At 58.8% G+C, this 13,595-nt stretch carries 11 protein-coding genes and 2 rRNA genes (1 of these 13 running past the window's edge); 7 read left to right on the forward strand and 6 right to left on the reverse strand.

What is annotated here, in order from left to right; genetic code table 11:
* The 3 genes from NMD14_04245 to NMD14_04255 form a co-directional block, all read left to right on the forward strand.
* Nucleotides 1–2,412, forward strand: a 23S ribosomal RNA gene (locus NMD14_04245); it begins 476 nt to the left of the window's first position.
* A gap of 82 nt (nt 2,413–2,494) precedes the next feature.
* A 5S ribosomal RNA gene (gene rrf / locus NMD14_04250) occupies nt 2,495–2,609 on the forward strand.
* A gap of 235 nt (nt 2,610–2,844) precedes the next feature.
* The gene (locus NMD14_04255; GenBank protein ID XEI33641.1) at nt 2,845–3,252 is read left to right on the forward strand and encodes a transposase family protein; all 408 of its coding nucleotides are present in this window, start codon (nt 2,845–2,847) and stop codon (nt 3,250–3,252) included.
* A gap of 340 nt (nt 3,253–3,592) precedes the next feature.
* On the opposite strand, the gene rfaH is transcribed toward NMD14_04255, so the two are convergent.
* The 4 genes from rfaH to metN form a co-directional block, all read right to left on the reverse strand.
* On the reverse strand, nt 3,593–4,093 hold the full coding sequence (gene rfaH / locus NMD14_04260) for a transcription/translation regulatory transformer protein RfaH (protein XEI33642.1): 501 nt from the start codon (nt 4,091–4,093) through the stop codon (nt 3,593–3,595).
* A 96-nt stretch (nt 4,094–4,189) separates the two neighbouring features.
* Nucleotides 4,190–4,990 carry a methionine ABC transporter substrate-binding lipoprotein MetQ gene (gene metQ, locus NMD14_04265; protein ID XEI33643.1) on the reverse strand — a complete coding sequence of 267 codons (801 nt, stop codon included), beginning with the start codon at nt 4,988–4,990 and terminating at the stop codon, nt 4,190–4,192.
* A gap of 25 nt (nt 4,991–5,015) precedes the next feature.
* Nucleotides 5,016–5,669, reverse strand: a complete 654-nt coding sequence (locus NMD14_04270) for an ABC transporter permease (GenBank protein ID XEI33644.1) — start codon at nt 5,667–5,669, stop codon at nt 5,016–5,018.
* Nucleotides 5,650–6,693: a methionine ABC transporter ATP-binding protein MetN gene (gene metN, locus NMD14_04275; protein ID XEI33645.1), complete on the reverse strand. Its 1,044-nt coding sequence runs from the start codon at nt 6,691–6,693 to the stop codon at nt 5,650–5,652. The genes NMD14_04270 and metN overlap by 20 nt, the downstream gene beginning before the upstream one ends.
* Nucleotides 6,694–7,197: 504 nt before the next feature.
* Here metN and NMD14_04280 point away from each other — a divergent pair.
* Nucleotides 7,198–7,653 (forward strand): hypothetical protein, encoded by a 456-nt coding sequence (locus tag NMD14_04280; GenBank protein ID XEI33646.1) that lies wholly within the window; start codon nt 7,198–7,200, stop codon nt 7,651–7,653.
* Between the two features lie 104 nt (nt 7,654–7,757).
* Here NMD14_04280 and NMD14_04285 read toward each other — a convergent pair whose 3' ends face one another.
* Both NMD14_04285 and queG read right to left on the reverse strand, forming a co-directional pair.
* A complete protein-coding gene (locus tag NMD14_04285; GenBank protein XEI33647.1) occupies nt 7,758–8,498 on the reverse strand; it encodes an ROK family protein in 741 nt (246 codons plus the stop codon).
* 111 nt (nt 8,499–8,609) lie between these two features.
* The gene (gene queG / locus NMD14_04290; protein XEI33648.1) at nt 8,610–9,764 is read right to left on the reverse strand and encodes a tRNA epoxyqueuosine(34) reductase QueG; all 1,155 of its coding nucleotides are present in this window, start codon (nt 9,762–9,764) and stop codon (nt 8,610–8,612) included.
* A gap of 60 nt (nt 9,765–9,824) precedes the next feature.
* Between queG and NMD14_04295 the strand changes: the two genes are divergently transcribed.
* The 3 genes from NMD14_04295 to NMD14_04305 are packed head-to-tail and all read left to right on the forward strand — an operon-like array spanning nt 9,825 to nt 13,535.
* Nucleotides 9,825–11,336: an NAD(P)H-hydrate dehydratase gene (locus NMD14_04295; GenBank protein XEI33649.1), complete on the forward strand. Its 1,512-nt coding sequence runs from the start codon at nt 9,825–9,827 to the stop codon at nt 11,334–11,336.
* Between the two features lie 10 nt (nt 11,337–11,346).
* Nucleotides 11,347–11,820, forward strand: coding sequence for a tRNA (adenosine(37)-N6)-threonylcarbamoyltransferase complex ATPase subunit type 1 TsaE (tsaE, locus tag NMD14_04300; GenBank protein ID XEI33650.1), 474 nt, complete (start codon nt 11,347–11,349; stop codon nt 11,818–11,820).
* 23 nt (nt 11,821–11,843) lie between these two features.
* A complete protein-coding gene (locus tag NMD14_04305) occupies nt 11,844–13,535 on the forward strand; it encodes an N-acetylmuramoyl-L-alanine amidase (GenBank protein ID XEI33651.1) in 1,692 nt (563 codons plus the stop codon).
* Nucleotides 13,536–13,595: the final 60 nt, after the last annotated feature.

Raw genomic sequence — 13,595 nt, forward strand, 5'->3', positions numbered from 1 at the left:
CCCCTGTGAGGGGAGTGAAATAGAACCTGAAACCGTGTACGTACAAGCAGTGGGAGCCCTTCGGGGTGACTGCGTACCTTTTGTATAATGGGTCAGCGACTTACATTTTGTAGCGAGGTTAACCGTATAGGGGAGCCGTAGGGAAACCGAGTCTTAACTGGGCGTCTAGTTGCAAGGTGTAGACCCGAAACCGGGTGATCTAGCCATGGGCAGGTTGAAGGTTGAGTAACATCAACTGGAGGACCGAACCCACTAACGTTGCAAAGTTAGGGGATGACCTGTGGCTGGGGGTGAAAGGCCAATCAAACTCGGAGATAGCTGGTTCTCCCCGAAAGCTATTTAGGTAGCGCCTCGGACGAATACTACTGGGGGTAGAGCACTGTTTGGACTAGGGGTCATCCCGACTTACCAACTCCATGCAAACTCCGAATACCAGTAAGTACTATCCGGGAGACACACGGCGGGTGCTAACGTCCGTCGTGAAGAGGGAAACAACCCAGACCGCCGGCTAAGGTCCCAAAGTTCTGGTTAAGTGGGAAACGATGTGGGAAGGCTCAGACAGCTAGGATGTTGGCTTAGAAGCAGCCATCATTTAAAGAAAGCGTAATAGCTCACTAGTCGAGTCGGCCTGCGCGGAAGATGTAACGGGGCTCAAACCAGGCACCGAAGCCGCGGATTCACACTTATGTGTGAGTGGTAGGGGAGCGTTCTGTAAGTCTGCGAAGGTGTATCGAGAGGTATGCTGGAGATATCAGAAGTGCGAATGCTGACGTAAGTAACGATAAAGGGGGTGAAAAGCCTCCTCGCCGGAAGACCAAGGGTTCCTGTCCAACGTTAATCGGGGCAGGGTGAGTCGACCCCTAAGGTGAGGCCGAAAGGCGTAATCGATGGGAAGCAGGTTAATATTCCTGCACGACTTGTAATTGCGATGGGGGGACGGAGAAGGCTAGGTGGGCCAGGCGACGGTTGTCCTGGTGAAAGTGCGTAGGTGGTGTTTCTAGGCAAATCCGGAGACACAACACTGAGACACGAGACGAACACACTACGGTGTGGAAGCCATTGATGCCCTGCTTCCAGGAAAAGCCTCTAAGCTTCAGATTACAAGTCATCGTACCCCAAACCGACACAGGTGGTCGGGTAGAGAATACCAAGGCGCTTGAGAGAACTCGGGTGAAGGAACTAGGCAAAATAGAACCGTAACTTCGGGAGAAGGTTCGCTCCTGACAGTGAAGTCCCTTGCGGATGGAGCAGTTGGGAGTCGCAGTGACCAGATGGCTGGGACTGTTTATCAAAAACACAGCACTCTGCAAACACGAAAGTGGACGTATAGGGTGTGACACCTGCCCGGTGCCGGAAGGTTAATTGATGGGGTTAGCGCAAGCGAAGCTCTTGATCGAAGCCCCGGTAAACGGCGGCCGTAACTATAACGGTCCTAAGGTAGCGAAATTCCTTGTCGGGTAAGTTCCGACCTGCACGAATGGTGTAACCATGGCCATGCTGTCTCCACCCGAGACTCAGTGAAATCGAATTCGCCGTGAAGATGCGGTGTACCCGCGGCTAGACGGAAAGACCCCGTGAACCTTTACTACAGCTTGGCACTGAACATTGAACCTACATGTGTAGGATAGGTGGGAGGCTTTGAAGGCGTGACGCCAGTTGCGCTGGAGCCGACCTTGAAATACCACCCTTGTATGTTTGATGTTCTAACGCAGGCCCATAATCTGGGTCGCGGACAGTGCCTGGTGGGTAGTTTGACTGGGGCGGTCTCCTCCCAAAGAGTAACGGAGGAGCACGAAGGTTGGCTAATCCTGGTCGGACATCAGGAGGTTAGTGCAATGGCATAAGCCAGCTTAACTGCGAGACGGACAGGTCGAGCAGGTACGAAAGTAGGTCATAGTGATCCGGTGGTTCTGAATGGAAGGGCCATCGCTCAACGGATAAAAGGTACTCCGGGGATAACAGGCTGATACCGCCCAAGAGTTCATATCGACGGCGGTGTTTGGCACCTCGATGTCGGCTCATCACATCCTGGGGCTGAAGTCGGTCCCAAGGGTATGGCTGTTCGCCATTTAAAGTGGTACGCGAGCTGGGTTCAGAACGTCGTGAGACAGTTCGGTCCCTATCTGCCGTGGGCGTTGGATGATTGAAGGGAGTTGCTCCTAGTACGAGAGGACCGGAGTGAACGAACCTCTGGTGTTCGGGTTGTCACGCCAGTGGCACTGCCCGGTAGCTAAGTTCGGAATCGATAACCGCTGAAAGCATCTAAGCGGGAAGCGAGCCCTGAGATGAGTCATCCCTGACCCCTTGAGGGTTCTAAAGGGCCGTTGGAGACCACAACGTTGATAGGTGGGGTGTGTAAGCGCGGCGACGTGTTGAGCTAACCCATACTAATTACCCGTGAGGCTTAACCATACAACACCCAAGAAGTGTTCTAAGGCTTGTAGCAAATACCAAGCGAACTACTTACGTCAGCTTTCTCAGATTGAAGATTTTGCCTGGCGGCCATAGCGCCGTGGAACCACCTGATCCCATGCCGAACTCAGAAGTGAAACGCGGTAGCGCCGATGGTAGTGTGGCATTCGCCATGCGAGAGTAGGACACTGCCAGGCACCCAATACAAGAAACCCCGCTCAATGAGCGGGGTTTTTTATTGCCTGCAATTCAGCAAATCGACTTCTCCCCGCTTCGTTAAACCCGTACTTTCCAACTGGAACCAAAAGAGGAACGGTAATCCTCCCATTTTTAGGTTCTTCGCATTATCGCGGGGAAGAGATAATTGACAGTCAGGAACTCAGGTAAATTGGCAGTCACCAAACACACCAACCCCTGAGCCCTGCTGTCATCATGCATCCTATCGATCTTGCCGCTTTCTGGCCAGGCTACGCCATCGTTGCCAGCCATCAACACGTCAAAGACATCCTCACGCTGACTCTCGAGCCGCTCACAACCCAGCTGCCGCGCTGTGGTCGCTGTCTTGCACTAAGCCCTCTGGTCCATGATCGGCGTATCCGCCATGTACGGGATCGCGATCTGCTCGATCAGCGTGTCCAACTGCAGGTTCCTGTCCGCCGTGTGGACTGCCTGAACTGTGGCCGCGTCTGTGAGCACATCGACTGGCTCGAACCCGCATCACGCCTGACCCGGAGGCTGCGGGCATGGGTCGAAACCTTGATGCAGATGCTGCCGATAAGCCACATCAGTCGACTTGTAATCCCCCCATTTTTAGGGGCACTCACAAGTAGAGGCGACTAAACCAAGGCGGTCGAGATTACGAATCGCGATAGCGGGGGCGGCCATGATGCTCTACCTGTAAAAAGGTGCAATAAATCAGAACCGCCGATCGCCATCAAGCAGAGAAAAACCGGAAATGAGGTGCGGAATGACGGATGTCATCGTACTTGCCTAGCTTTTTAGCCGTCGTCTGATCCGTGATATTGCCAGTCTGGTGATGACCCGGGCTAGGTTGCGGATAGACTGGCGGGCGATGCCGGCAAGCTGACGGCGATGATCACCCGCTCTGATCTCGTCTCGAGGCGTGAGATGGCGGGATCATCCCTCCATTGCGATTTATCCGGCCGTTTGGACTGTTGGTTTAGTCCAGCCGTCTGAAGGCTTGGTTGTCGAAGCTGCCAGTGGTCTCCTGATTGAGCAGGCTGACCAGCAAAATCGCCCGTTTCTCCCCATCCGGTTCCATATAGATAGCCTCGAAGCCAGCCAACGGTCCCTCTTCAATCAGCACCTTGTCGCCCGAGCAGGGCAGGTTGGCGTAGCTGGCTCTCGCTTCGTCGCTGTCATCGCGGCTCATCAGCTGATAGACCAGCTTGCTGCTGATGGGGGTCCATTCACTGCCAAAGTGGATAATCCGGCTGATGCCGCGGGTCGATTTCAGGGTGACCGGTGTCACCTCTTCCAGATCGACGAAGATAAACAGATAGTTGGGGAACATGGGCTCCCGTACTGGAACTCGCTTGCCCCGGCGCAGCTTCTCGATCTCCACCATGGGGTAATAGGATTCGATACCCTGGGCATCGAGGTGGGCGCGGGCGCGGGCCTCTTCTTTTGGCTTGCAGTAGGCCAGATACCATTTTTTCATGTTGTGAGTATGTTCGTGTTGCCGTGCTCGCGGATATGATAGCGGCGCCAATAAAAAAGGCCACGCATTGCGTGGCCTTTTTTGCCAAGTGAGCAATTACCAACCTTTTACCAGGCCGCCTTTGAACAGCTCCAGACCCTTCTTGTAGACCTCGTCGGTCTGATAGGACTGGACGAACTGTTTGACCTTCTCGTCATCCTTGTTGTTGTCGCGAGCCACGATCAGGTTGACGTAGGGGGACTCTTTATCTTCAACAAACAGGCCATTTTCGGTCGGGGTCAGACCAATTTGACCGGCGAAGGTGTTGTTGATGATGGAGAGATCCACATCTTCCAGTGAACGGGGCAGTTGGGCTGCTTCCAGCTCGACAATCTTGAAGTTGCGCGGGTTGCTGGCGATATCCAGCACGGTGGCTTCCAGGCCGGCGCCATCCTTCAGGGTGATCAGACCCTGTTTGGCCAGCAGGATCAGCGAGCGACCCAGGTTGGTCGGATCGTTCGGTACCGCGATCTGGGCGCCATCTTTTAGCTCGGAGAGCGCCTTGATCTTCTTGGAGTAACCGGCGATCGGGTAGACGAAGGTGTTGCCAACCGGCACCAGCTTGAAGCCGCGATCGCGTACTTGTGCATCCAGATAGGGCTTGTGCTGGAAGGCGTTGACATCGATGCTGCCATCGTTCAGCGCCACGTTCGGGGTGACATAGTCGGAGAAGTTGACGATCTCGACGGTCAGACCGTATTTCTCTTTGGCGACCTTGGCAGCCACTTCAACCAGTTCAGTCTCTGGGCCGGCAATGGCGCCCACTTTCAGAACCTTGCTCTCTTCTTTTTGACCGCAACCGGCCAGTACCAGGCCAGCCAGCAGGGCAGCCGCAACGGATTTGATGCCAAATTTCATAAAACCTCCTGTCAGAAATCGACGATTAACGATGATCACATTTGTTGACCAGGCGCTCACCCGCGCTCTGGATAAGTTGAACCAGTACTACCAGGATAACCACGGTCACCAGCATGACTGTCGGGTCAAAGCGCTGATAACCATAACGAATACCCACATCCCCCAGACCACCGCCACCGATGGCCCCGGCCATGGCCGAGTAGTTCACCAGTGTGACGAGGGTAATGGTGACGCTGTTGAGGATGCCGGGCAGAGCCTCGGGCAGCAGCACCTTGGTGATAATTTGCAACGGCTTGGCGCCCATCGCCTTGGCCGCTTCCAGCAGGCCGTCCGGCACCTCCATCAGGGCCCCTTCCACCAGACGGGCGATGAAGGGGATGCAACCGACGGTCAGCGGCACGATGGCGGCAATGGTGCCGATACTGGTGCCGACGATCAAGCGGGTCAGCGGAATGATGGCAACCAGCAGGATGATAAAGGGCACCGAGCGACCCACGTTGACCACCATGCCCAGGGTACGGTTGAGCAAGGGGTTGGCTAGGATTTGGCCCGCCTTGGTGACGTGCAATGCCACGCCGAGCGGCAGACCCAGCAGGCAGCCGAACAGGGCGGAGGCAAACACCATGATCAGGGTGTCGCCCAGGGCCGCGATGAGCAGATTAATCATGGCTTCGGACATAACCCATTACCTCCAGCTGAATGTGGTTGTCGATGAGGAACTGCTGGGTCGCCTCACACTGGGCTTCATCCCCGAACAACTCGGCCAGCAGGAAACCGAATTTGACGCCACCGGCGTACTCGATGTCTGCGCTCAGAATACTGATGTCGATATTGAAACGGCGGCTCGCCTCGGAAATCAGCGGCGTATCGACCGTGCTGCCGGTAAAGCCGAGCTTCACCAGCGGATAGCTACCCGCCACCCGCTCACTGCTCATCCGATCCTGATACTCCTGCGGTACCTCCAGATGGATGGTGGAGTGGATGAAGTCACGGGCCAGCTGGGTCTTGGCGTTGCTGAAGAACCAGGCCACTTCGCCCTGCTCGATCAGACGGCCGTCGCTGATGATGGCCACTTCGTCACAGATCCCTTTCACCACATCCATTTCGTGGGTGATGAGCAGGATGGTGAGCCCCAGCTTGACGTTGATCTCCTTGAGCAGGGTCAGGATCGAGCGGGTGGTCTGCGGGTCGAGGGCCGAGGTGGCCTCGTCGCAGAGCAGCACCTTGGGGGCCGGTGCCAGTGCGCGGGCAATGGCGACGCGCTGCTTCTGACCGCCGGAAAGCTCGGACGGATAGGCATGGGCACGGGCTTCCAGCCCGACCAGCGCCAGCAGCTCGGCAACCCGTTGCTGGATCTGCTCTTTGCTCCAGCCAGCCAGCTCCAGCGGAAAGGCGATGTTGGCAAATACGGTGCGGGAGGCGAGCAGGTTGAAGTGCTGGAAGATCATGCCGATCTGGCGGCGGGCCAGGGTCAGATCCCGTTCGCTCAGGGCCACGAGATCTTGACCATCGACGATGACTTGACCCTCTGTCGGGCGCTCCAGCAAGTTGACACAACGAATGAGGGTACTCTTGCCGGCACCGGAGGCACCGATCACCCCGAAAATTTTGCCTTGGGGTACATGCAGACTCACATCACGCAGGGCGTGCACGGCGTCACTGCCTGTACCGTAGACTTTGTTGAGACCGATCAACTTAATCATGGATTCTTCCGTGCTAACAGCCTTACAGCACAGGGCGCTACAGGCGGGAAAATTGGGCAGAGGTTCCACGGGGTTACTCTACCATCATGGAGGATGATGCTAAGATGTCTGGATGGCCGTGTCAACGTATGTTTTTACGTCTAGACGTCTAAAAAGTGATAAGGATTGCTGTCAGGCGGATAACGATCAGGATGGTATTGTTGCTCTTCCAGATCCTGTTTCGTCCCTGCGGCACATAACCGAATTAAAGATGGTTTATACCGGGTGAAGGCTGGTTTTATTAGTGTGTCAGCCCGTTTCTGTTCACATCTGCTGTCGAGCTTAATGCTCCTCCATCGTTACACAAATTGCTGCACAAATCGTTCCCTATTCGTGACCGGATCACCTGATCGCCACTTTGTCGGCGTCAACCTTGATGCAGCGCAAGGGGGGCTCGGATCGGGATTGGGTCGGTGGCGCCTGTTTTTTATACTGATGATGTCGACAAGCATGGAGGGCAGTGCGATGAGATTCCAACAGATCAAAGAGTTGCTGCACTATCTTGAACAGGTTCATCACCAGCTCGGACTCTGTTACGGGCGCTTGACCAGTCAGGTGGACAGCGAACGCAGCCGGATGTTGCTGGTCTATCTGCAAGGGCGTGAGGATGCGGCCAGTGCCCATCTGCACGAATATGCCACTCAGCTGGGTGAGGCGGTCAGGGAGACCTGGCTGAACCAGAGTTTCAGCGAGGATATGCTGCCCGCCATCACCCGCTTCGAGCTGCCGGCCTCGTCCCAGACCCAGGATATCGTCACTCAGGTGTGCCGCTGGGAAGAGCAGCTGGTGGGCGAGCTGGGCCATCTGGCCCGTGAGTGCCCGACACCGGCCACCACCACCCTGCTCGAGAATCTGGCCGGGTTGGAGCAGACCCGCCTGACCCGACTGGTGCACGGGGTGCATCGACTCGATGACCTGTAACGGGTGATGGCAACCAAACACGCAAGATAGCGGCCAAACAAAGGGCCCGGCAGCAGTGCCGGGCCCTTCCCATTTGATCTCTGCTGATTGGCGGTGAGCGGCGATCAGCCCTGCCGCTCGGCTGCGTAGAGGGCGGCCCCGATAATGCCCGCCTGATTGAGGCTGGCCGCTGGAATGAGCGGAGCCCGGGTCTCGATGCGATCGACAAACTTATCCAGCTTGGCTGCGCTGCCGCCCCCCAGAATGAAGAGGTCGGGGGAGAAGAGAAACTCGAGGCACGCCAGATACTTGTTGAAGCGCTTGCCCCAGCGGTTCCAAGAGAGATCTTCCCGTTTGCGCGCCGTATCGGAGCAGTAGTGTTCGGCCACCATCCCTTCCAGCATCAGGTGACCCAGCTCGGTGTTGGGCAGCAGATGGCCGTTGACGAAGATAGCGGTGCCGATACCGGTGCCGACCGTGATGAGGATGATGACCCCTTTGCGATCCTTGCCGGCGCCAAAACGCATCTCGGCCAGCCCGGCAGCGTCGGCATCGTTCAGCACATAGCAGGGCTTGCCAGTGACATCGGCAAACAGGTGAGCTGCATCGGTTTCAATCCAGCTCTTGTCGATATTGGCGGCACTCTTGGCAACTCCGTTGTGGATGGTGGCGGGAAAGCCGCAGCCCACTGGCCCTTTCCAGTCGAAGTGTTCTACCAGCGCCTTGAGGGTATGGGCGATGGCGGCCGGGGTGGCCGGTTGCGGTGTGGCAATGCGATGGCGCTCGCCAATCAATTCGCCGGTTTTGGTATCGACCAGACAGCCCTTGATCCCCGAGCCTCCAATATCCACTCCCAACATATGCATCTGTGTTGTCCTTGTTGTGTGCCGACCAGTTTGCAGTGACCACGCGGTTATGGGCACTGCAGGTCGGCAGAGCATGAAAAAAGTGCTGCAATCCGGCAAGGGGCAGATCACTTATGCGTGATCCGACAGACCTTTTTCGATGCAGCGGATCAGCAAACGGGTCTTCTTGTTCTCTTCATCCTGACGCCGGGCAAGGGTGGCCAGCGCCCATTCGATATGTTCGGCCACCATGGGTTCGGCGGTGGTCAGCCCCAGTTGCAGGGCGGCGATCACCTCGGGGGTCGCCGGGCCATTGCCAAGGGCGACCGCCAGATTGCGACGCCAGCGTTGATAGCCGATGCGGCGGATCGGACTCCCTTCGGTCTGCTTCAGAAAGTCGCTCTCGCTCCAGCGCCACAGCGCCAGCAGGGGCGGGCGGTGCAGGCTAGGGCGCGGGCTGAAGTCGGGTTCCGGGCTGGCATCGGCGTAGCGATTCCAGGGGCAGATAAGCTGGCAGTCGTCGCAGCCGTAGATGCGGTTTCCCATCAAGGGCCGGAACTCTTCCGGAATAGGGCCGTCATTCTCGATGGTGAGATAGGAGATGCAGCGACGGCCATCCACCACATAGGGGGCGACAATGGCGCCGGTCGGGCAGATGTTGATGCAGGCGACACACTTGCCGCACTGCTCCTTCGCTACCGGCTGGTCGAGCGGCAGCGGCAAGTTGAGCAACAGCTCCCCGAGAAAGAAGAAGGAGCCGGCCGATTCGTTGAGCAGCAGTGAGTGTTTGCCAACCCAGCCGAGGCCCGCCTTGTCTGCCAGTGGCCGCTCGAGGATGGGGGCGGAGTCGACGAAGGGGCGCCACTCACCCAAGGTCTCTTCAGTGCCTTGAAACAGCTCGGCGCAGCGCGCTTCGATGCGATCACCCAGCTGTTTGAGCCGGTTGCGCAGCACCTTGTGGTAGTCGCGGCCGAGGGCATAGCGGCTGATATAACCGAGAGTCGGATCGCGCAGGGTTGCGGCGAAGCCAGCCTCGAGCGGCAGGTAGTTCATCCGCACCGACAACACCCGCACCGTGCCCGGCAGCAGCTCGTGGGGGCGCGCGCGCATCATGCCGTGGCGCGCCATGTAATCCATGCTGCCGTGATAGCCCGCATCCAGCCAGGCCTGCAATCTCGGCTCTTCGATACGCAGATCGGTGTCGGTGATGCCCGCCTGGTCAAATCCTAGCTCCCGTGCCCAGAGCTTGATATCGTGGGCCAGCTGGTGGAAGTCAGGTGCGCTCATGCGGCTTGGCCTGGCCGGTGTTTGCTGGCGTGGGTCGATTGATAAGAGGCGGGAGCCGTCATGGTAGAGATCATCAGGGGCGCGTTGGGCACAAAAGAGGGGGGCAGTTTACCACAGGGGCTGTGGCAGACTGAACAGATCCGCACACTGGAGCGCAACTGGGCAGCGCGTGAGGGACAACCTCTCTATGCCCTGATGGCGCGAGCCGGTGCTGCGCTGTGCACCTATGCCACCCTGCATTGGCCCGAGAGTCGCTGCTGGTGGATTTTCGTCGGCCCCGGCAATAACGGCGGTGATGGCTATGTGCTGGCCCGCCTTGCCCGCCAGATTGGCATCGAGGTGGTGGTGATTGCCGCCAGAGCACCCGACCAGCTGAAGGGAGATGCCAGACGGGCTGCCGATGAGTGGCTGGCGGCCGGTGGTCGGGTCTGGCTGGCCGAACAGTTTGATGGGGCCCGGCACTCCACCCCGGATCTGGTGGTCGATGCTCTGCTTGGCACCGGCGTCAACACGCCCCTCTCGCCACTACTGACAAAGCTCGTCGCAACAATCAATGGCTTGGCTGTGCCCGTGCTGGCGGTGGATCTCCCCTCCGGCCTCAACGGCGATACCGGCCGTGCCATGGGGGCCGTGGTGCAAGCCACTCGCACCCTCACCTTTATCGGTATCAAGCAGGGGATGCTCACCGGCAACGGGGTGGATTGTGTCGGCCAGCTCGACTGTGATCCCCTTGGCGTGACGCCTGATGACACTATGCTGCCCGCCGCCTGGCGTATCGATTATCCGCTGCTCAGCACACGGCTGACCCCGCGCCCGCGCGCTTGCCACAAGGGCTCTTATGGCAAGGTACTGCTGGTGGGGGGCAATCGCGGCATGCAGGGGGCCATCGTGCTGGCGGCCCGCGCCTGCCTGCGGGCGGGGGCCGGGCTGGTGCGGGTGTGTCAGCATCCGGAGCATCCGCCGGTCAGCCTCTATCAACCGGAACTGATGAGTCTCACTACCGCTGATGACGAGGGGTGGGCGTCGGTACGGGTCATCGGCCCTGGACTCGGTCAGAATGAGTGGGGAAGCGCGCAAATCACCCGTTATCTCACCGATCGGCTGCCACTGGTTTTGGACGCCGATGGATTGAATTGGCTGGCGCAATCTCCCCGCCATCAGGATAATTGGGTGCTCACGCCCCATCCCGGCGAAGCAGCGCGCCTGCTGGGATGCTCCATTGCCGACATTGAAACCGACCGGTTTGCCGCCGTGCAGGCGTTGCAGCGGCGCTATGGCGGTGTGGTGCTGCTAAAAGGGGCGGGATCACTTATTTATGACGGCGAGCGGGTCGCGCTCTGTTGTGAAGGCAATCCCGGCATGGCAAGTGGCGGCATGGGCGATCTGTTATCTGGTATAATCGCCGCCCTTTTGGCCCAGGGCTGGTCTGCCACCATGGCAAGCTGGCTGGGCGCCGTGATCCACGGCGAGGCTGCAGATCAGGCCGCCGCCGACGGCGAGCGGGGCATGCTGGCGTCAGACCTGCTGCCGCAGATCCGCAAACTGGTTAATCCCGACACCATTACAAGTTAAAAAGAAGAACATGGCAAAACAGTTGATGATGACACTGCCGGACGAGGCAGCAACCGTAGCACTGGGTGGCCGCCTGGCACAGGCCTGCCAGCAGGCGACCACAGTGTTTTTGCATGGCACGCTTGGCGCCGGTAAAACCACCCTGACCCGCGGTTGGGTGCAGGGCCTTGGCCATCAGGGCAAGGTAAAAAGCCCGACTTACACCCTGGTCGAGCCCTACGAGCTCAACGGCTGGCAGGTCTACCATTTCGATCTCTATCGCCTGGCTGATCCGGAAGAGCTGGAATTCATGGGCATTCGGGACTATTTTGCCGCCAACACTCTCTGTCTGGTGGAGTGGTCCGAGAAGGGCGAGGGCTGGTTACCGGATCCCGACCTGGAAATTACCCTCACCTATGTAGGCGAGCAGCGCGAGGTTCTGATAGAGGCCCGCACTGCTATTGGCGAAGCCATTCTGGAACGGTTGTCATCTACGTGCGCTTGATCCTTGTTATTGCTCTCTCTTTGATGGCGTTACCCTCCTGGGCGAATCAGCTCAAGAGCGTACGAATCTGGCCATCACCTGATAATACTCGGGTGGTGCTCGACATGAGCAGCGCCCCCAACTTCAACTATTTCACCCTGAGCGGCCCGGATCGGCTGGTGATCGACCTGAAAGGGGCGAGCAACGCCGCCAATCTGGCCCGGATCGAGAACAACAGCGAACTGGTGCGCAAGATCCGCCAGAGCACTCCGCTGGAGAAGGGCGGTCTGCGACTGGTGATGGATCTCAGCTCCGCCATCAAACCGGTGGTCTTTCCGCTGGCGCCAGCCGGGCCCTATGGTCACCGTCTGGTCATTGACCTTCCTTATGAAGAGAGGCGCTCGGCGGCTGCGGTGCAATCCACGCCGGTTGGCGGTAAGGGCAAGGGGGTGGTGATTGCCATCGACCCGGGCCACGGCGGGGAAGACCCAGGTTCCATCGGCCCGCGCAGTACCTTCGAGAAGCGGGTGACGCTGGCGGTCTCCCAGAAGCTGGCGGCGCTGATCGACCGCGAGCCGGGGATGCGCGCCGTGATGACCCGTCGTGGCGACTACTTCGTCGATCTCAACAAGCGTTCTGAGATTGCCCGCAAGGCCAAAGCGGATCTGCTGGTGTCGGTGCATGCGGACAGCTTCCACAACTCCACGCCCCGTGGCGCATCGGTCTGGGTCTTGTCGACCAACCGTGCCAACCGCGAGATGGGCAGCTGGCTGGAGAAGCAGGAGAAGCAGGGCGAGCTGCTGGGCGGTGTCGGCAAGGTGTTGGCGGAATCCGATCCCAACCCCTATCTGGCACAGACCTTCCTCGACCTCTCCATGGACAAGTCCCGTGCCGAAGGATATGACGTCAGCCGCCAGATCCTGCGCTCCATGGGCAAGGTCGCCCGACTGCACAAGAAGGCGCCGGAACACGCCAGTCTGGCGGTGCTGAAGGCGCCGGATATTCCCTCTGTGCTGGTTGAAACCGGGTTTATCTCCAACCACGCCGAAGAGCTACTGCTGGCCAGCGCCAGCTATCAGGACCAGCTGGCCCGCGCCATCTTCGAGGGGATCCGCAACTACTACCGTGCCCACCCGACCAAGGGGGCCATGCTGATAGGCAAGGGGCTGGCGAGTCGGTCTGCGGCCACCACTCGGCCCGCACCTGTTGCTCAGCAGCCGGTGAGCCAGCCTAGGCAGGTACAGTCGCAGCCGGTGGTGAGCAACAAGATGCCCGCCACTGCCCGCGACGGCGGTGCGGCGACCGGCTCCGGAGTCGGGGTGATCAAGCCTTACTCGGCGGCAGCGCAAGAGACTGGTGCGCCGGTCAGCAGTGTGGGCGACTATGACAAATCGCGGATGATCCGCCATGTGGTCCAACGGGGCGAGAGCCTCTCCCGCCTTGCCGAGAAGCATGGGGTGAGTCAGTCCACCCTGGTGGATATCAACAAGCTGCGCAGCCGGGATATTCAGATTGGTCAGACCATCCATATCCCTCAACAGGGGCAGAGCCGCAGTGCCGCCCCTGTTCGCAGTGACGACAAGTCGCAGATGCTCCGCCATGTGGTCACGCGGGGCGAGAGTCTCTCCCGCCTTGCCGAGAAGCATGGGGTAAGTCAGGCGAGACTGGTGGAGATCAACAAGCTCAAGTCGCGGGATATTCAGGTCGGGCAGGTGCTCTACATTCCGCAAAACTAACGCGCGGGAGCGGACGATGCCGCTCCCGCTGTTAGCGAATACCATTAGCAAGATTGAAAT

Origin of the sequence: Aeromonas veronii (genome assembly GCA_041319085.1) — a bacterium.
Classification (GTDB): Bacteria; Pseudomonadota; Gammaproteobacteria; order Enterobacterales; family Aeromonadaceae; genus Aeromonas; species Aeromonas veronii_F.